This window comes from Enterobacter cloacae (genome assembly GCF_011078175.1).
GTDB lineage: Bacteria > Pseudomonadota > Gammaproteobacteria > Enterobacterales > Enterobacteriaceae > Enterobacter > Enterobacter cloacae_Q.
In genome coordinates this window covers 47,369-64,619 of record NZ_JAALCJ010000004.1, presented here as the reverse complement: position 1 = coordinate 64,619, position 17,251 = coordinate 47,369, and the positions used below count along the sequence as shown (strand labels likewise).

The 17,251-nt window shown below is 53.6% G+C and carries 16 protein-coding genes; 6 read left to right on the top strand and 10 right to left on the bottom strand.

The features are described 5' to 3' along the window. Positions 1-5 precede the first annotated feature (5 nt). Positions 6-1,181: a mannose-6-phosphate isomerase gene (gene manA / locus G6Q29_RS09910; RefSeq protein WP_165465475.1), complete on the bottom strand. Its 1,176-nt coding sequence runs from the start codon at positions 1,179-1,181 to the stop codon at positions 6-8. 199 nt (positions 1,182-1,380) lie between these two features. Here manA and fumB point away from each other — a divergent pair, with 199 nt between their 5' ends. Together fumB and fumC are read left to right on the top strand one after the other, a co-directional pair. Further along, positions 1,381-3,027 (top strand): class I fumarate hydratase, encoded by a 1,647-nt coding sequence (fumB, locus tag G6Q29_RS09905; protein WP_165465474.1) that lies wholly within the window; start codon positions 1,381-1,383, stop codon positions 3,025-3,027. 181 nt (positions 3,028-3,208) lie between these two features. Further along, a complete protein-coding gene (fumC, locus tag G6Q29_RS09900) occupies positions 3,209-4,603 on the top strand; it encodes a class II fumarate hydratase (protein WP_165465473.1) in 1,395 nt (464 codons plus the stop codon). Here fumC and tus read toward each other — a convergent pair whose 3' ends face one another. The 3 genes from tus to G6Q29_RS09885 all read right to left on the bottom strand — a co-directional run bounded on the left by tus (position 4,604) and on the right by G6Q29_RS09885 (position 7,411). Then, a complete protein-coding gene (gene tus / locus G6Q29_RS09895; protein WP_165465472.1) occupies positions 4,604-5,533 on the bottom strand; it encodes a DNA replication terminus site-binding protein in 930 nt (309 codons plus the stop codon). Positions 5,534-5,607: 74 nt separating this feature from the next. Then, positions 5,608-6,906: a two-component system sensor histidine kinase RstB gene (gene rstB, locus G6Q29_RS09890; protein ID WP_165465471.1), complete on the bottom strand. Its 1,299-nt coding sequence runs from the start codon at positions 6,904-6,906 to the stop codon at positions 5,608-5,610. Between the two features lie 277 nt (positions 6,907-7,183). Beyond that, complete coding sequence (locus G6Q29_RS09885; protein ID WP_165465470.1) at positions 7,184-7,411, bottom strand: hypothetical protein; 228 nt, start codon at positions 7,409-7,411, stop codon at positions 7,184-7,186. A 119-nt stretch (positions 7,412-7,530) separates the two neighbouring features. Between G6Q29_RS09885 and G6Q29_RS21715 the strand changes: the two genes are divergently transcribed. Continuing rightward, positions 7,531-7,728: a YnfU family zinc-binding protein gene (locus G6Q29_RS21715; RefSeq protein WP_306414190.1), complete on the top strand. Its 198-nt coding sequence runs from the start codon at positions 7,531-7,533 to the stop codon at positions 7,726-7,728. A gap of 116 nt (positions 7,729-7,844) precedes the next feature. Here G6Q29_RS21715 and G6Q29_RS09880 read toward each other — a convergent pair whose 3' ends face one another. The 3 genes from G6Q29_RS09880 to rstA all read right to left on the bottom strand — a co-directional run bounded on the left by G6Q29_RS09880 (position 7,845) and on the right by rstA (position 9,973). Further along, a complete protein-coding gene (locus tag G6Q29_RS09880; protein WP_165465469.1) occupies positions 7,845-8,063 on the bottom strand; it encodes a cold shock domain-containing protein in 219 nt (72 codons plus the stop codon). Between the two features lie 387 nt (positions 8,064-8,450). Further along, a complete protein-coding gene (gene iraM / locus G6Q29_RS09875; protein WP_207309788.1) occupies positions 8,451-8,822 on the bottom strand; it encodes an anti-adapter protein IraM in 372 nt (123 codons plus the stop codon). Between the two features lie 434 nt (positions 8,823-9,256). Further along, positions 9,257-9,973, bottom strand: coding sequence for a two-component system response regulator RstA (rstA, locus tag G6Q29_RS09870; RefSeq protein WP_165465467.1), 717 nt, complete (start codon positions 9,971-9,973; stop codon positions 9,257-9,259). Between the two features lie 127 nt (positions 9,974-10,100). On the opposite strand from rstA, the gene G6Q29_RS09865 reads away from it, so the two are divergent. Beyond that, on the top strand, positions 10,101-10,436 hold the full coding sequence (locus G6Q29_RS09865) for a GlpM family protein (RefSeq protein WP_165465466.1): 336 nt from the start codon (positions 10,101-10,103) through the stop codon (positions 10,434-10,436). Here G6Q29_RS09865 and folM read toward each other — a convergent pair. The 3 genes from folM to ydgH all read right to left on the bottom strand — a co-directional run bounded on the left by folM (position 10,433) and on the right by ydgH (position 13,706). Further along, positions 10,433-11,155 (bottom strand): dihydromonapterin reductase, encoded by a 723-nt coding sequence (gene folM / locus G6Q29_RS09860; protein WP_165465465.1) that lies wholly within the window; start codon positions 11,153-11,155, stop codon positions 10,433-10,435. The two genes, G6Q29_RS09865 and folM, sit on opposite strands and share 4 nt — an antisense overlap. Positions 11,156-11,194: 39 nt before the next feature. Continuing rightward, positions 11,195-12,577 (bottom strand): amino acid permease, encoded by a 1,383-nt coding sequence (locus G6Q29_RS09855; RefSeq protein WP_165465464.1) that lies wholly within the window; start codon positions 12,575-12,577, stop codon positions 11,195-11,197. A 184-nt stretch (positions 12,578-12,761) separates the two neighbouring features. After that, a complete protein-coding gene (gene ydgH, locus G6Q29_RS09850; RefSeq protein ID WP_165465463.1) occupies positions 12,762-13,706 on the bottom strand; it encodes a DUF1471 family protein YdgH in 945 nt (314 codons plus the stop codon). A 535-nt stretch (positions 13,707-14,241) separates the two neighbouring features. On the opposite strand from ydgH, the gene pntA reads away from it, so the two are divergent. Together pntA and pntB are read left to right on the top strand one after the other, a co-directional pair. Beyond that, positions 14,242-15,771 (top strand): Re/Si-specific NAD(P)(+) transhydrogenase subunit alpha, encoded by a 1,530-nt coding sequence (gene pntA, locus G6Q29_RS09845; protein ID WP_165465462.1) that lies wholly within the window; start codon positions 14,242-14,244, stop codon positions 15,769-15,771. 10 nt (positions 15,772-15,781) lie between these two features. Then, a complete protein-coding gene (gene pntB, locus G6Q29_RS09840; RefSeq protein WP_165465461.1) occupies positions 15,782-17,170 on the top strand; it encodes a Re/Si-specific NAD(P)(+) transhydrogenase subunit beta in 1,389 nt (462 codons plus the stop codon). The last annotated feature ends 81 nt before the right edge of the window (positions 17,171-17,251 follow it).

Here is a 17,251-nt window from a genome sequence, read left to right as displayed (position 1 = left end):
AGTCCCTAAAGCTTATTAAAAACACGCGCCAGGCGACCGGTGCCGCTCGCCCGGACAGGCGACTCGTTTGCCGCGACAAAGGCGGATTCACCCGGTTTAAGCACCAGACGTTCGCTACCTTTATGCAACGTCGCTTCGCCTTCCACACAGAACAGGATCGCCGCGCTATCCTGAGAAATGGCGGTTTCGTCTGCGCTGAGGTCGTGCAGAGAGAAGGCAAAATCGTCAACCGGAATCGGGAAATCCAGCTCTGCGCCGTTTTTTACTGGCTGCGTGAGCAGCTGTGCAGCAGGTTTCGCCACGAATTTCACGTTGGCCACCAGCTCAGGAATGTCGATGTATTTTGGCGTCAGGCCCGCGCGCAGCACATTATCGGAGTTAGCCATTACCTCCAGCGCCACGCCGTTCAGGTAGGCGTGTGGAGTTTCAGCGAACAGGAACATTGCTTCGCCTGGGTTGAGCTTCACCACGTTCAGCAGCAGCGGAGAGAAGAGGCCGCTGTCGTCCGGATAAAACGCGGAAATTACGCGAATGGTGTCCCATGGCTCACCCTGCTGGCTGTTCAGCGCGGCTTTTAGCACTGCCAGGGCGTGGGATTTTTCCTCGCCCTGCATATTGAGCAGGCTGGCAAACAGCTCGCTCAGCGCTTCTGCGTTCGGGTTCTCCAGGAAATGGGCGATGGCGTTATGAGCCCCGGCGACCGGTTGAAGCAGGGAGATGATTTCGGAAAATTCGCGGAAGGCGTTCATCGCCAGGAAAGGGGTAAGGGCGAAAACCAGTTCCGGCTTGTGGTTTGGATCTTTGTAGTTACGCTCTGCGGCGTCTAACGGAATACCGGCGGCATTTTCTTTGGCAAAGCCCAGCTCAGAGGCTTTTTTGTTCGGGTGAACCTGAATGGACAGCGGCTGGTCGGCGCACAATACCTTGAACAGAAACGGCAGCTCACCAAAACGATTCGCCACTTTATCGCCGAGCAGTGCGGCTTTGTCGGCGTCGATGACGTCACGCAGGCTGCAAACCTGGCCGCTGGCATCTTCAATTTTTGAGCTGCTCTTCGGGTGCGCGCCCATCCACAGCTCTGCCATCGGCAGGTTGTCCGGGTTGGCGATACCGTAGAGATCCGTTAACGCAGTTTTACTTCCCCAGGCGTAGTTTTGCACTGAGTTGATGAGTTTTTGCATTATCAAGCCCTGATTCAAATGTGGAATTAACTCCGCGTATTAAAGCAATAAACCGATTGGAAGTAACCTGCGGATGTAAAAAGTCGTACTAGTCTCAGTTTTTGTTAAAAAATTGTGTAGGATAAGCTGACTCGCTTTTAAGCCGGGCAGCGGAACATCTGCCCTGAATAAACAGACCGAAGCAGTAAGTGAGAGAACAATGTCGAATAAACCCTTCCATTATCAGGATCCTTTCCCCCTCAGTAAGGATCAGACCGAGTATTACCTGTTAACCCGCGATTACGTTTCTGTCTCTGAGTTTGAAGGGCAGGAGATCCTCAAAGTTGACCCGCAGGCGCTGACGCTGCTGGCGCAGCAAGCCTTCCACGACGCTTCCTTTATGCTCCGTCCGGCGCATCAGCAGCAGGTTGCCGATATCCTGAACGACCCGGAAGCCAGCGAGAACGACAAATACGTCGCGCTGCAATTCCTGCGTAACTCTGATATCGCGGCGAAAGGCATACTGCCGACCTGCCAGGACACCGGCACGGCGATTATCTCCGGCAAAAAAGGCCAGCGCGTCTGGACCGGCGGCGGTGACGAAGCGGCGCTGGCGCGCGGCGTCTACAACACCTACACCGAAGACAACCTGCGATATTCCCAAAACGCGGCGCTGGATATGTACAAAGAGGTCAACACCGGCACCAACCTGCCTGCACAGATTGACCTCTACAGCGTCGACGGTGACGAGTACAAATTCCTCTGCATCGCTAAAGGCGGCGGTTCAGCCAACAAAACCTATCTTTACCAGGAAACCAAAGCGCTGCTTACCCCGGGCAAGCTGAAGAACTATCTGGTCGAGAAGATGCGCACCCTCGGCACCGCGGCCTGCCCGCCGTACCATATCGCGTTCGTGATTGGTGGGACGTCTGCTGAAAGCACCCTGAAAACCGTCAAGCTGGCCTCTACCAAGTACTACGATGGCCTGCCAACGGAAGGTAACGAACATGGTCAGGCGTTCCGGGACGTGCAGCTTGAGCAGGAACTGCTGGCCGAAGCGCAGAATCTGGGGCTGGGGGCGCAGTTTGGCGGCAAATACTTTGCGCATGACATTCGCGTGATCCGCCTGCCGCGCCACGGTGCTTCCTGTCCGGTGGGGATGGGCGTGTCGTGCTCCGCGGACCGAAACATCAAAGCGAAGATCAACCGCGACGGTATCTGGATCGAAAAGCTGGAGAACAACCCAGGTAAATATATTCCGGAAGAACTGCGTAAAGCGGGCGAGGGCGAAGCGGTACGCGTTGATCTGAACCGCCCAATGAAGGAGATCCTGGCGCAGCTTTCGCAGTATCCGGTCTCGACGCGCCTTTCCCTGAACGGAACGATTATCGTGGGCCGCGACATTGCCCATGCGAAGCTGAAAGAGCGGCTGGACAACGGCGAAGGGCTGCCGCAGTACATTAAAGATCACCCGATCTACTACGCAGGCCCGGCAAAAACGCCTGAAGGCTATGCTTCCGGCTCGTTAGGCCCAACCACGGCGGGCCGTATGGACTCCTACGTCGACCAGTTGCAGGCCAACGGCGGCAGCATGATTATGCTGGCGAAAGGCAACCGCAGCCAGCAGGTGACGGACGCGTGCCACAAGCACGGCGGCTTCTACCTCGGCAGCATCGGCGGCCCGGCGGCGGTGCTGGCACAGGGCAGTATCAAGAGCCTCGAGTGCGTGGAGTACCCGGAACTGGGTATGGAAGCGATCTGGAAAATTGAAGTGGAAGATTTCCCGGCATTCATCCTCGTGGATGATAAAGGTAACGACTTTTTCAAACAGATCCAGTCGTCTCAGTGTTCGGCGTGTGTGAAGTAATTCTGTAAATTGCGGGTGGCGGCTTCGCCTTACCCGGCCTACGTGTCTGGCAGGTCGGGTAAGCACAACGCCACCCTACATCAAAAAGAGCGCACAAAGCGCCATAACGTTTCTCAGAAGTCATCAATACTTATCTCTTAAGCATGTGAGCAATCCCATCTTTGTTATCAAGGAGTAAGTAATGACAATGCATCGCCGCGAGAAAGACTCCATGGGCGCCATCGACGTCCCGGCCGACAAGCTATGGGGCGCGCAAACCCAGCGTTCACTGGAGCATTTCCGTATTTCGACAGAGAAAATGCCCGTCTCGCTCATCCAGGCGCTGGCGTTGACCAAACGCGCTGCCGCCAAAGTGAATCAGGATCTGAGCCTGCTGGATGCCGATAAAGCCACGGCTATCATTAACGCCGCTGACGAAGTGCTGGCGGGTAAGCATCCCGACGAATTCCCTCTCGCCATCTGGCAGACCGGCTCAGGCACCCAGAGCAACATGAACATGAACGAGGTTCTGGCGAACCGCGCAAGCGAACTGCTTGGCGGCGTGCGCGGCATGGAGCGTAAGGTTCACCCGAACGATGACGTAAACAAAAGCCAGAGTTCAAACGATGTCTTCCCGACGGCCATGCACGTGGCGGCCGTTATCGCTATCCGCGAGCAGCTGATCCCGCAGCTCAACGTGCTTAACTCTACGCTTAATGAGAAAGCGCAGGCCTTCCGCGACATCGTTAAAATTGGTCGTACGCACCTTCAGGACGCCACGCCGCTGACGCTTGGCCAGGAGATCTCCGGCTGGGTGGCGATGCTGGAGCACAACCTTAAGCATATAGACAACAGCCTGCCGCATCTGGCGGAGCTGGCGCTCGGCGGAACGGCGGTTGGCACCGGGTTGAACACCCATCCCGAGTACGCGGTGCGCGTGGCCGACGAGCTGGCGAAGATCACCGGCCAGCCGTTTGTGACCGCCCCGAATAAATTCGAAGCACTGGCGACCTGCGATGCCCTGGTTCACACCCATGGCGCGCTGAAAGGGCTGGCGGCCTCGTTGATGAAAATCGCCAACGACGTGCGCTGGCTGGCCTCCGGCCCGCGCTGCGGCATCGGCGAAATCAGCATTCCGGAAAACGAGCCGGGTAGCTCCATTATGCCGGGTAAAGTGAACCCGACGCAGTGCGAAGCCATGACCATGCTGTGCTGTCAGGTAATGGGTAATGATGTGGCGGTCAATATGGGCGGTGCGTCGGGTAACTTCGAGCTTAACGTCTATCGCCCGATGGTGATCCACAACGTACTGCAATCGATTCGTCTGCTGGCCGATGGCATGGAGAGCTTTAACGAGCACTGCGCGGTGGGCATTGAGCCTAATCGCGAGCGTATCAGCCAGCTGCTGAATGAGTCTCTGATGCTGGTAACGGCGCTGAACACCCACATTGGCTATGACAAAGCGGCCGAAATCGCTAAAAAAGCGCACAAAGAGGGGCTTACCCTGAAAGCCTCTGCGCTGGCGCTGGGCTACCTGACGGACGCCGAGTTTGATGCCTGGGTCCGCCCGGAAGCGATGGTGGGCAGCTTCCGGTAATCACTGCGCCACATACAGATGCAGCCGCGGAATGATTGGCTGTAGCGGCTGCGCCTGGGGTTTATAGCGATGCTGAACGTTTTCAGCATCGTAGTTAAGCAGCTCCCCGATATCCGGCACCACCGCACCCTGATCGGCATCGTAGAGCGCAATCAGCGGCGTCGGGCAGGCGTATTGCACCTGCTTTTGCTGTCCGGCATACCAGACGCGGGCGATAGGCTGCACCTTCACCGGTCGCTTTATTTTAAGACGCGTATCAGCAGGGAGAGCGGCAATGCTGTGATACTCCTGCTCCAGCCGTTCAATCCACTGTTCCCGCGACCATGGGGCGACCGTCCGCGGCGATTTCAGGCTTTTCTCCAGCTGCGCCAGGATCTCATCGCGCGTGAAATTTTTAATGATGTGCTTGTTGGCCCAGCCGAAGCGCAGCGTGGCGGGGTGGCGCAGTACTGTCAGCGAGCGGTAAGCGTTTAGGGTGATCAGCCCTGGAAGCTGGCGATGCACCCACTCAAAGCGGGCAGCCGGTGCCAGCCCGGACTCAACGGTCACAATCTTCTCGAAGGCGGCTTTCAGCGAATTGATATGCGTAATCTGCGCCTCAATTCCTTCACGCGTTGCGGCATCCGTTTGCAGGCAGATGACGCCGGGCAGGCGAACGGCGGCCTTACTGCTGCGATTTTCGGATTGCTGCTGGATGAAAAGGCGACGATAGTGCTGCAACGTCATTTCCAGCGCCGCCTTGCCAATATGCTGCGTCACCTCAATGGTATTCAGCGGATCGTGCTCCGCGCCTTTCGCCACCTCGGGCAGGGAAAAGACGCGGGCGGCCAGCAGGCGACAGTCCTGAAGTTGCCCCGTGAGGGTCAGTAACGCCTGTTCTATTTGCCGAAATGTGGAGTTAAGCCTTTCGATGAGATCGTAAGTTGCCATGGCAGACCTTAATTAGTTACAACATACTAAAGATATAGCACAACACGCCGGGTCAGGCCAGCGTGCGGTTTAGGTCAGGCAGGAACGGGAAGGGGAATATTGTGATAGATTGGCCAGCTAAAAACGAACCGGGCCCCACCCAGCTCGCTCGCTTCGCAGCGAACCGAACCGCCCATCGCCAGGGCAATAGAACGGACAATAGCCAGCCCTAGCCCACAGCCGCCGGTAGCCCGGTCGCGGCTGGGATCGAGGCGCACAAACGGCTCAAAAACTTTTTCACGCTCCGCCGGCGCTATGCCGGGGCCATCGTCCTCCACACACAGAATCGCCTGGCTTCCCTGCACATCTAAACCTATGCGCAGCGTCGTTTCGCTGTAGCGCATGGCGTTGTTCATCAGATTATCCAGCACGCGTTCCATCAGGCGCATGTCCAGCGCGCCGTACGCCCCGGGGGTAATGGCTGTCAGCAGTTTTCGCTGAGGGTTAACGCTCTGCACATCGTTTATATGCGTCCGTAACCAGACGGGGAGATCGGGCGTACTGAGGTGCAACTCCGTCTGAGGCCGATCGAGGCGGGCATAGGTCAGCAGCTCTTCAATCAGCGCTTCAAGCTGGCCAATATCCCGATTGAGCGCCTGCGATTCCGCCCCGGTAAGGTTCTCGCTCATCTCCAGGCGATAACGCAGGCGTACCAGGGGAGTACGCAGTTCATGCGCAATGCCGTCAATCAGCTGCTTCTTGCTGGCAATCAGGGCGTTGATGTTATCGGCCATCTGGTTGAAGGCAATACCGAGCCGGTCAAAACTGGAACCGCTGTCGAAATGTATGCGTTCAGTTAAATGCCCCTCCCCAAAACGCTGTGCGGCGGATTCCAGCTTCAGCATGTCCTGCCAGTGCGGTCGCATCCAGATGAACACAGGTAAAGCGAGTGAGATGGCAATAAAGCCCAGCAGAGCGAGATCCAGCAGGCGCATCTGGTGCAGGTAATAGAGATAGGGCACCGGCCCGACGGCAAGGACATAGTGGCTGCGCGGAATACGCTGAATGAAGGTATATTTCTCGTCCAGTGCGACGATGTCTCCGTCGCGCAGACGCTGCATCGCAGGCGGCGCTAAGTCAAAATCCTTCATGGGTTCGATACGCAAATCAAACGACAGATTCAGATCCAGCTCTTTTAACGTGCGCGCCCAGTCATGGGGAGGAATTTCTCGCAGCTCGCTACGCATCAGGTAGAGCGAGCTTTTCATCAGATCGTCCAGGGATTGCCTGCCCGCGCGCTCTGCGGTGAATTTGTAGACCAGGCCGACCAGCATGGTCATCACCAGAAAGCAGACAAACAGCAGGAGATAAAACTGCACAAAGAGCTTTTTCATTGGATAGCACCGCTAAATCAATTAAGAACCTTGCTTTACTTCGTCAGCCCTGCGTGGACATCCATATCACCACAGGAGCGAAGAGGGTTGATAATACACTTTCTTCGGAAACAGAGGGAGCAAAGTGAACAGCACGATTAGGCGAAATAGGTAAATTTAAGGGCGATGTCGTAAAAAAAGCCTGCATTTTGCAGGCGCTGATCATGATGGATTGTAATTTTTCTCATTCTGAGTGAAATAAATGCTGTGTTGTTAACCGGACTAGTGACGGAAACTATTATAAATATTGTTTCGCAGCATCAGCTATTTTCTGAGAGGTAAGTTCTCTGTCTGAAGCAACATAGATAAAATTATGATCTCCCGTCAACGACGGAAAGCTTGCAGTCATGATCTGAAGATTAATTTCTTCACCATCCGGATAAGTCTGGCGTACAGACGTTATGCCCTTAAGCACGATAATGACTTTGCCGGGGTTAGCATTAAAAAAAACGATCACCTTTTTCATATATCACTCTATATCTCTTTGTGATTGTGCAAGGTAAGAATGTTCCATAAGCGTGGCTCCTTTCCATTTTTTTGCTCTCTTTGGAAAATAAAAGCAAGCAATATCCTGCCTTAACGTGTATGGTGGCAATCCTTTTCATTCAGGAGCAGCCTATGTCGGGACGTAAAAACTCACAACTCCGTCGCAATTATTTAGTCAAATGTTCATGTCCAAACTGCGCTAAAGAGTCAGAGCACAGTTTCACTCGCATACAAAAGGGGGCCCAACTTGTCTGTCCCTACTGTAGCGCGTTGTTTAAATCTTCTCAGCGTCTCTGAAGAAATACTCATACAATAAGTGGAAGAGATGATGCTTTTGAGGTCGCCTGACCTCATTAACACGGCCCCGTCTACTCAGGAAAAACCATCATCGTTATCGCGGGTCCTTGTTAATATCATTTATCGCAAAGCGTTACATTCGCAGCAGCGGGGCCTTTATTGCCGCTTACGATGATAAATTCAACTTTCTGGCCTTCAAAAAGCGTTTTGAAATTTTCTCCCTGAAGGGCAGAACAATGCACGAAAACATCCTTGCTACCATCTACCGGGGAGATAAAACCAAAACCTTTATCTTCCTTAAACCACTTAACCAGACCTAAAATTTTAGTTGACATAAAAACTCCATTTGAACATTTTCAAAGTGATATAAAAGCTAAGAAACAAATAATGTTAAGGTATGGACTCAAAAGGAGGGGATATCAGCGATAGCGCCTGGTTATGAGAATAGTCATGAAACTGGTTAATCTGTTAATGGAACAGCCTAACGAGACCATTAATGCACGGGAGGGGTTAATTAGCAATTTTTATTTTAGCCTTCCAGACGGCTTTCCATGAATGACATATCAAAATTTATGATGTACAAGAAGCCAGAATTGCCGAGCGTGACTACAGACCTAATACCACCAATGTCAGCATTAAGGCTGTAGTCAAGGAAATTTATCCGGTGACGGGCTGTGCAGCAGAAAAATTAATTGTCTCTCGATTAATATCCCCGATTTTCATTAATGTCTGGATTTACCTGTGCTGATAATCAGTGGGTTAGTGGTAAACCCATGCGGGCATTTCCGCGCATTGCAATGCACAGCGTATGTGCATATCTCCTCTTCCTGGTTTCGATTGTACGGGCAGGCCATTTTGTTTTTAATTTCACTCCACAACATCTCGTTGTAAGGTGATATGTTGTATATTGATATAGGCTTAAAAATACCGTTAATGAAGACGCCATTCTTTGTCGGATATATCCTGTCGCCGGGGTACAAATAGACATCGCTTTCATACCAAATGATGAGTTTCAAGAACTTGAGTCCCAAGATGCTTGAATAAACGATCCCCGTGTTAGGACAAATTACCGAGCTAATGACTCTCCATGACATCGCTATACCTCTTTCATTAAATAATTGAGAGAGTATAAGGTTTAGCATGAGAATTAGATTTCTGCAAACACGTAAGCTGTTGAAAAAGATCGATATTATTTGAGAGGATGCGACTATCCCCTTTGTTTTCATAAGGATAAGAAATTTATTAAGTCGATTGTAAAGTTCATTTTTAACACATTGTGCATTTAAGTGACGGATTTTTGATCAATGACGGTGTGCGAGCATCTGAATATATATTGTACTATAGCAATCGAATACATTAGATATACTTTTGTTTAGGTGAAATGCACACCGAAATAGAATGGGGGAGAGGATCGTCAACAAGGTAGATTTCATAACTGACGATGCAAATAATCGATACATTCAGCAACATCGATAACCATTTCGATGCATCGTGAGTTATTTTTGAGTAATCCTTTGTGGTTCATTTTTCAGGTTTCCCAGGCGTGCGGTGCAAACAGATAGCCCTTATTGCGCACGGTTTTAATGCGGTAGGGTTCTGTGGCACTATCCAGCAATTTTTTACGCAGACGTGAAATCGCCACATCAACGCTACGATCCATTCCGTCGTAACTTACGCCGCGCAGATTTTTCAGCAATGCATCCCTGTCCATAATCTGTCCTGCATGGGTTGCCAGCTCCCACAGCAGGTCAAAATCTGCGGTAGAGAGTGCAATCAGCTCCCCGGAAAGCATAACCTGGCGATTGACCGGGTCGATAGATAGCGTGCCAAACCGCATCGCTTTATGCGGCGTTAAAGAGGGCCCAGGCGCTTCGCGCTCAGCGCTGGCACGCTGACGCAGATGAAGGCGTAAACGGGCAAGCAGAACCGCAGGCGGCGTGGTTTTGAGGATATAGTCATTAGCGCCCATCTCAAGCGACAGAATATGATTCATATCGCTGTCCAGTGAGGTCAGCAGTACGATCGGGCCGTCCCATTTCGCGCGCAGATCCCGGCAGAGCGTCATGCCATCTTTCCCGGGCAGCATGATGTCCAGCAGCACCAGATCCGGATTTTCGCGGGTGACGACGGCTTCAGCGCGATCGCCACGAGGTTCAACAATAACCTCCATATCATGTTTACCCAGATAAGCGGCGATTAATTGCCCCACCTCGGGTTCATCTTCAACATAAACAATCTTATTCATACTACGTCTGTCATCGCGAAAAACGTCAACATACACCGCACAACCTTAACCTTCCATTAATCTTTCTAAATTAGCCGCAGTTCCGTTATCCTGCACGGGAATGTTATTTGATTGTTAAGGGAAAAGAATGGGGCTGGTGATTAAAGCCGCGCTGGGTGCGCTGGTCGTGCTGCTGATTGGGGTGCTGGCTAAAACGAAGAACTACTACATTGCCGGGCTGATCCCGCTGTTTCCCACCTTTGCGTTAATTGCGCATTACATTGTGGCCTCTGAGCGGGGTACTGAGGCGCTGCGCGCCACTATTGTGTTCGGGATGTGGTCGATCATCCCGTATTTTATCTACCTGCTGTCGCTGTGGTACTTCACCGGTTTTCTACGTCTGCCCCTGGCGCTGGGCGGGGCGGTGGTCTGCTGGAGCCTCAGCGCCTGGGTGCTCATCTTCTTCTGGAGCCGCTTTCACTAGCGCAGCGGGCGGCCACCGTCCACGGCAAACGTTCGGCCCGTGACGTAACAGCTGGTCAGCAGATAATCGATCAGGTCGATTATCTCTTTCTCGCCGGGCGCAATTTTCATTAGCGACTTGTTGAGCGCCTGCTGACGATATTCGGCATCATCGTGCTCGTTAAATAAAATCATCGCCGGAGCAATCGCGTTGACCTTTACCTCAGGCGCCAGCTTGCGTGCGAAAGAGCGGGTCATATTATCAAGCGCGGCTTTGCTGGCCGCATAGGCGATGTGTTTATCACTTCCTCGCTCCACCACGTAATCGGTGAAATGGATAATGTCGCCTGCGGCATGGCCGTGTCCGCGCAGCAGATCCTGTAGGGCATGGTTGAGCAGATAAGGCGCATTTACGTGGATCTGCATCATGCAGGCGAGCGTTTCGCTGAGCGAATGTCCTGCTTTTTCGGGAAGCCAGGTACTGGCGTTATGAATAACCGCCCGCAGTCCGTGGGTGGTCGACTTCACTTTTTCCGCGAAGGCGAGAATACCTTCATCTGTGGAGAAATCCGCCTGAATGCAGACTGCTCCGGCATTTCGTAGCCCTTCAATGGAGGGATATTCCGTGCGGTAACTGACGATAACCGGATGACGAAGGTTAAGAAAGTGATGGGCGAGGGCGAGGCCGATGCGACGGCCTGCGCCAGTGATCAATATTGGGCGTTGCTGCGGGTGTCCCATCGTAATCTCCTTTTCAGTTCAACAATGGGACAGGCGACACTATCCCATTAACATCCACGTTGCCGGTACGGCAGCGACTAACAGCAAACCTATCAACGCCATTTCGCGGCGCTTAAGGGCATTATCAAGCTGATGTGTACGGCGAGCGTAGATAAACACCAGCAGGCCCGGCGCGTAGAGCACCACGGACAGCAGCAGATGCATCGGGCCGGAAGCATACAACAACCATAGACCGTAAATACAGGCGCCAACGCCTACCGCATAGTGTGCCGGGCGGGTCGCAATTTTTAACAGATATGCGCCCACTAAGAAATAGGGTACCAGAATCATCTCGGAGGCGATGGTCAGCAGCGTGTTATAGTCCGATCCTGTGAGCCAGATCAGCACCAGACAGACCTGCACGCTGATGTTGGTGAGCCACAGAGAGGCCGATGGCGCACTGTTTTTGTTCTGACGGGCAAACAGGCGCGGGAACGCTTTGTGCGTGGCCGCCAGGAACGGGACTTCCGCTGCCATAATGGTCCAGCTCAGATAGGCGCCGCAAACGGAGACAATCAGACCCGCCGCGATAATCACGTCCCCCCAGGGACCCAACATTTTCACCATCAGCCCGGCCATGGACGGGTTACGCATTTCCGCCAGTTCAGGGCGGGCCACCACGCCGAGCGACAGCAGCGTCACCAGCAGATAAACGCCCAGCGCCGCCAGTACGGCCAGCAGCGTGGCGCGTCCCACGTCGCGCTTGTTACGTGCGCGGGCAGAGACCACAACGGCACCTTCAACGCCGATGAACACCCACAGGGTGATCAGCATGGTATTTTTCACCTGTTCCCATACGGGAACGCCCAGCGCAATGCCGCTGAAATCGAGCGTAAAGACATCGAGACGGAAGGCGAGGAAGGCCAGCACGACGAACAGGCCAAGCGGCACCAGCTTGGCCAGCGTCGCCACCAGGTTAATGCTGGCCGCGGTCTGGACGCCGCGCAAAATCAGCCAGTGAACAATCCACAGCAGCACCGAGGCGCCGACGATGGACTGCCAGGTATTGCCGTCACCAAACAGGCGCAGCGCGGGCGTATCGGTAAAGAAGCTGAGCGCCGAGAAGACGATAACCAGATAGGAGACGTTGGCGATCACCGCGCACAGCCAGTAACCCCAGGCGGAGCAGAAGCCAATCAGCTCGCCGAAACCTTCCCGAGCGTAAGTGAATATTCCGCCGTCCAGATCCGGTCGGATACGGGTCAGCAGCAGCATGGCGAACGCCAGCAGCAAAATCCCGACGCCGGTAATGCCCCAGCCAATCAGTAATGCGGCCGGGCTGGCGACGGCCGCCATGTTCTGCGGCAAACTGAATACGCCCGCGCCCAGCATTGAGCTCAATACAAGTGCAGTTAACGCACTCAGGCCAAGTTTCTTTTCCATTGGCTTCCTGTTATGAAAAGTCCAAATCCAGAATAATTATTTCGCTAAGGCGCATAAAAATGGTGGATCACGCTAAGGCGCGGGATTTTACGGAGTGTGAAGGGTGCATGCAATGACGTGTGGCAGAAATCAGAAAAAAAGTAACAAAAAGGCGGCACTGCGCCGCCTTTATGAAGCCGTTTTGTTACTTGTACAGATCGGCGCTGATGGTCAGGTTGTTACCACGTTCCTGCCACTGGCGGGTGATGTGGTAATACTTCGCGCCTTTCTTCGCAGCACGCTTCGCCACCTGATAGGAGATTTCCGTCATATTGCCATAGTTGCCCGTAAACTTGATGCTGTCGAACGGCACCATCTGCGCGGCAGTGGCTTTGTTCAGTTCTTCAACTTTCGTGCCGTCTGGTAACGTAACGGTATAACGACCGCCTTTGGTGGATTGGGTTTCAAAGAAACGACCCACTTCAGCGCTTGGTGCCGCAGAGGTTGCTACGCCCGGAATTTCCACTTTCTTCGCTTCTTCACCGCCTTTCGCTAACGCGGCACGGCCTGCATCAGAATCCGCTGGAATGGCATCCGGACTTTGAACAACGCGTTTTTTCGCATCTTGCTTATAGATGAAGGCGGTGATGCGCTGGTTTCCGCCCTGGTTCGCATCAACCTGACGCACGATATAAAACGCGTAAGCGCCTTTTTCTCTCGCGGCTTTGGTGATGGCATCGTTAACTTCAGGCTGGCTGCGGTAGAAGCCCTGAACGGTCACGGTGTCAAACGGTTCCAGCTGAACAGCCTGATCTTTCGGCAGTTCAACAATGCCGTTAATCACGCGGTTTTTTTGTTCATCTGCTTTTGGGGCATTCTCTTTGTACAGCGCAATCGTCACGCGCTGGTTGCCGCTGTTGCCCTGATCGGACTGGTCAACAACGTAAAACGAGGCAGCGCCGTTTTTATCGGCGGCTTTTGATGCGGCGGCGACGGCATCGCCAATAGAGTTATAGCGACCCACAATGACCGTATGGTCAAAAGGTTTTAACGCTGCCGCTTGCTCCGGCGTCAACTCTGTCGCGGCATTCGCAGACAGGGCGGTCGCGGAAAGAAGTGCGGACGCCAGGAGTGTGTTCTTAAGCTTCATAAAAATAATCCTTCGCCTTGCGCAAACCATGTACTGGTGTTGTTGTTTATTTGAGACGGTCCCGATTATGGCATTTAACACCCGTCGCTGTCTGCGGCATTTTTCACAGCCTGTGCTCACCAAAGGACCTGATTCGATAACATTTTGTGATATGTGGAAAAAACAGGCGTTTCACAAGCAAAACTGATTAAGCATATGACTTTTACAAGTTAATTTAATGTTAATGAGTTGTTCTTTTATGGCGCTATATCATGTTTTTACCGCTTCGCTTGCGCGATTTATCGGTCCTGACGGCGAATTTAAGGTAAATATCTCTGTCAGTGACCCCGATCGCTTATTTTTCACAGATAAAGTAAGAAATAGTGTTTTCTGGCGGTAGATCACGGGCGCTATTTTCAGTAGGTTATAGAAAGTTTGTTACTGTTTTATTTTCCGGGGTTAATCATTCTCCGTCGTTATCTCGATGGTGAAATTTGATACAAACCGCGGGCAATTATCGACAAACCATCATCAAAAACCGATGGAAGGGAAAACTATGCGTATTGGGGTACCAAAAGAACGGTTAGCCAATGAAACCCGCGTAGCGGCAACACCAAAAACGGTGGAGCAACTGCTTAAACTGGGTTTTACCGTCGCGATTGAAAGCGGCGCGGGCAAACTGGCGAGTTTCGATGACGAGGCCTTTACTCAGGCTGGCGCGGACGTAGTGGATGGTGCTGAGGTCTGGCAATCACCCATTATTCTGAAGGTCAACGCACCGGAAGAGAGTGAAATTGAACTGCTGAACGCGGGCACTACGCTGGTAAGCTTTGTCTGGCCAGCCCAAAACCCGGAGCTTATGGAGAAGCTGGCGGCACGCGGTGTCACCGTGATGGCGATGGACTCCGTGCCGCGTATTTCGCGCGCGCAGTCTCTGGATGCGCTGAGCTCAATGGCGAACATTGCCGGCTATCGCGCCATTGTTGAAGCTGCGCATGAGTTTGGTCGCTTCTTTACCGGTCAGATTACGGCGGCAGGTAAAGTACCACCCGCGAAGGTGATGGTGATTGGTGCCGGTGTGGCAGGTCTTGCCGCTATCGGGGCCGCAAACAGCCTGGGCGCTATTGTTCGCGCGTTCGATACCCGACCGGAAGTGAAGGAGCAGGTGCAGAGTATGGGCGCCGAATTCCTTGAGCTGGACTTCAAGGAAGAAGCGGGCAGCGGTGATGGTTACGCGAAGGTGATGTCTGAAGCCTTTATTAAGGCGGAAATGGCGCTCTTTGCGGCGCAGGCAAAAGAGGTGGACATCATTATCACCACCGCGCTTATTCCGGGTAAGCCGGCGCCGAAGCTGATCACCCGTGAGATGGTGGATTCCATGCAGCCGGGCAGCGTTATTGTCGATCTGGCGGCGCAAAACGGCGGTAACTGTGAGTATACCGTGCCAAACCAGGTCACGACGACCGCGAACGGCGTGAAGGTGATCGGTTATACCGATCTGCCAGGGCGTCTGCCAACCCAGTCCTCTCAGCTGTACGGCACGAACCTCGTTAACCTGCTGAAGCTGCTCTGCAAAGAGAAAGACGGCAACATTACCGTTGATTTTGATGATGTGGTGGTGCGTGGCGTTACCGTGGTGCGTGAAGGGGAAATCACCTGGCCTGCACCGCCAATTCAGGTTTCCGCTCAGCCTCAGGCCGCGCCGAAAGCGGCGCCAGAGCCCGCGGAGCCGGCAAAACCTGCGTCGCCGTGGCGCAAATACGCCATCATGGCGCTGGTCATTATCCTGTTTGGCTGGCTGGCGGACGTCGCGCCAAAAGAGTTCCTTGGCCACTTCACCGTCTTCGCGCTCTCCTGCGTGGTGGGTTACTACGTCGTGTGGAACGTCTCCCATGCGCTGCATACCCCACTGATGTCGGTTACCAATGCCATCTCCGGGATTATCGTGGTTGGGGCATTGCTGCAAATTGGTCACGGCGGCTGGATCAGCTTCCTGAGCTTCATTGCGGTGCTGATTGCCAGTATCAATATTTTCGGTGGTTTCACCGTGACTCAGCGCATGCTGAAAATGTTTCGTAAAGGCTAAGGGGTAGCATATGTCTGGAGGATTAGTTACAGCCGCATACATTGTTGCTGCAATCCTGTTTATTTTCAGTCTGGCGGGGCTTTCCAAACACGAAACGTCTCAGCAAGGAAATAACTTTGGTATCGCCGGGATGGCGATTGCGTTGATTGCCACCATCTTCGGGCCGGACACCGGCAACGTGGCGTGGATCCTGGTGGCGATGATCATCGGTGGCGCGATTGGTATTCGTCTGGCGAAACGCGTTGAAATGACCGAAATGCCGGAGCTGGTTGCCATTTTGCACAGCTTTGTGGGGCTGGCGGCGGTGCTGGTGGGCTTCAATAGCTACCTGTACCACGAACCGGGCCTGGAGCCGATTCTGGTTAACATTCACCTGACCGAAGTGTTCCTCGGCATCTTCATCGGTGCGGTGACTTTCACCGGGTCGATTGTGGCGTTCGGCAAGCTGCGCGGGAAGATCTCTTCTAAACCGCTGATGCTGCCTAACCGCCACAAGCTGAACCTGGCGGCGCTGGTTGTTTCCTTTGTGCTGCTGGTGGTCTTCGTTCGTACCGAAAGCGTAGGCTTGCAGGTGCTGGCTTTACTGGTGATGACCATCATCGCGCTGGCCTTCGGCTGGCATCTGGTGGCGTCTATCGGCGGAGCAGATATGCCGGTGGTGGTTTCCATGCTGAACTCCTACTCCGGTTGGGCGGCGGCGGCGGCAGGCTTTATGCTGAGCAACGACCTGCTGATTGTCACCGGTGCGCTGGTCGGTTCTTCCGGTGCGATCCTGTCCTACATCATGTGTAAGGCGATGAACCGTTCGTTTATCAGCGTCATTGCGGGCGGCTTCGGCACGGACGGCTCTTCTACCGGTTCCGATGAGGAAGCGGGTGAACACCGCGAGATCAGCGCGGAAGACACCGCAGAGATGCTGAAAAACTCGCATTCCGTCATCATCACCCCAGGCTATGGCATGGCGGTGGCGCAGGCGCAGTACCCGGTGGCGGAAATCACCGAGAAACTCCGCGCGCGCGGTATCAAGGTTCGCTTTGGTATTCACCCGGTGGCGGGGCGTCTGCCAGGCCACATGAACGTGCTGCTGGCGGAAGCGAAAGTGCCTTACGACATCGTGCTGGAAATGGACGAGATCAACGATGATTTCGCCGACACCGACACTGTGCTGGTAATTGGCGCCAACGACACCGTTAACCCGGCGGCGCAGGACGATCCGCGAAGCCCGATTGCGGGTATGCCTGTGCTGGAAGTGTGGAAGGCGCAGAACGTCATTGTCTTCAAACGCTCTATGAACACCGGCTATGCTGGCGTGCAGAACCCGCTGTTCTTTAAAGATAACACCCACATGCTTTTTGGCGACGCCAAGGCTAGCGTGGATGCGATCCTGAAAGCGCTGTAATTGCGTTTCATCCTGACAAACCGCCCCCTGGGGCGGTTTTCTTATTTCTGCGGCCAGCATTTCTCCTCTGTCTATACTTTA

What these genes read in the sequence shown, in the direction of transcription:
- tus (WP_165465472.1), bottom strand. Translation starts at nt 5,533, where the DNA reads ATGGCAACTTACGATCTCATCGAAAGGCTTAACTCCACATTTCGGCAA.
- folM (WP_165465465.1), bottom strand. Translation starts at nt 11,155, where the DNA reads ATGGGACACCCGCAGCAACGCCCAATATTGATCACTGGCGCAGGCCGT.
- manA (WP_165465475.1), bottom strand. Translation starts at nt 1,181, where the DNA reads ATGCAAAAACTCATCAACTCAGTGCAAAACTACGCCTGGGGAAGTAAA.
- fumC (WP_165465473.1), top strand. Translation starts at nt 3,209, where the DNA reads ATGACAATGCATCGCCGCGAGAAAGACTCCATGGGCGCCATCGACGTC.
- rstA (WP_165465467.1), bottom strand. Translation starts at nt 9,973, where the DNA reads ATGAATAAGATTGTTTATGTTGAAGATGAACCCGAGGTGGGGCAATTA.
- G6Q29_RS09865 (WP_165465466.1), top strand. Translation starts at nt 10,101, where the DNA reads ATGGGGCTGGTGATTAAAGCCGCGCTGGGTGCGCTGGTCGTGCTGCTG.
- G6Q29_RS09885 (WP_165465470.1), bottom strand. Translation starts at nt 7,411, where the DNA reads ATGAAAAAGGTGATCGTTTTTTTTAATGCTAACCCCGGCAAAGTCATT.
- rstB (WP_165465471.1), bottom strand. Translation starts at nt 6,906, where the DNA reads ATGAAAAAGCTCTTTGTGCAGTTTTATCTCCTGCTGTTTGTCTGCTTT.
- fumB (WP_165465474.1), top strand. Translation starts at nt 1,381, where the DNA reads ATGTCGAATAAACCCTTCCATTATCAGGATCCTTTCCCCCTCAGTAAG.
- pntA (WP_165465462.1), top strand. Translation starts at nt 14,242, where the DNA reads ATGCGTATTGGGGTACCAAAAGAACGGTTAGCCAATGAAACCCGCGTA.
- G6Q29_RS09880 (WP_165465469.1), bottom strand. Translation starts at nt 8,063, where the DNA reads ATGTCAACTAAAATTTTAGGTCTGGTTAAGTGGTTTAAGGAAGATAAA.
- G6Q29_RS09855 (WP_165465464.1), bottom strand. Translation starts at nt 12,577, where the DNA reads ATGGAAAAGAAACTTGGCCTGAGTGCGTTAACTGCACTTGTATTGAGC.
- pntB (WP_165465461.1), top strand. Translation starts at nt 15,782, where the DNA reads ATGTCTGGAGGATTAGTTACAGCCGCATACATTGTTGCTGCAATCCTG.
- G6Q29_RS21715 (WP_306414190.1), top strand. Translation starts at nt 7,531, where the DNA reads ATGGTGGCAATCCTTTTCATTCAGGAGCAGCCTATGTCGGGACGTAAA.
- iraM (WP_207309788.1), bottom strand. Translation starts at nt 8,822, where the DNA reads ATGTCATGGAGAGTCATTAGCTCGGTAATTTGTCCTAACACGGGGATC.
- ydgH (WP_165465463.1), bottom strand. Translation starts at nt 13,706, where the DNA reads ATGAAGCTTAAGAACACACTCCTGGCGTCCGCACTTCTTTCCGCGACC.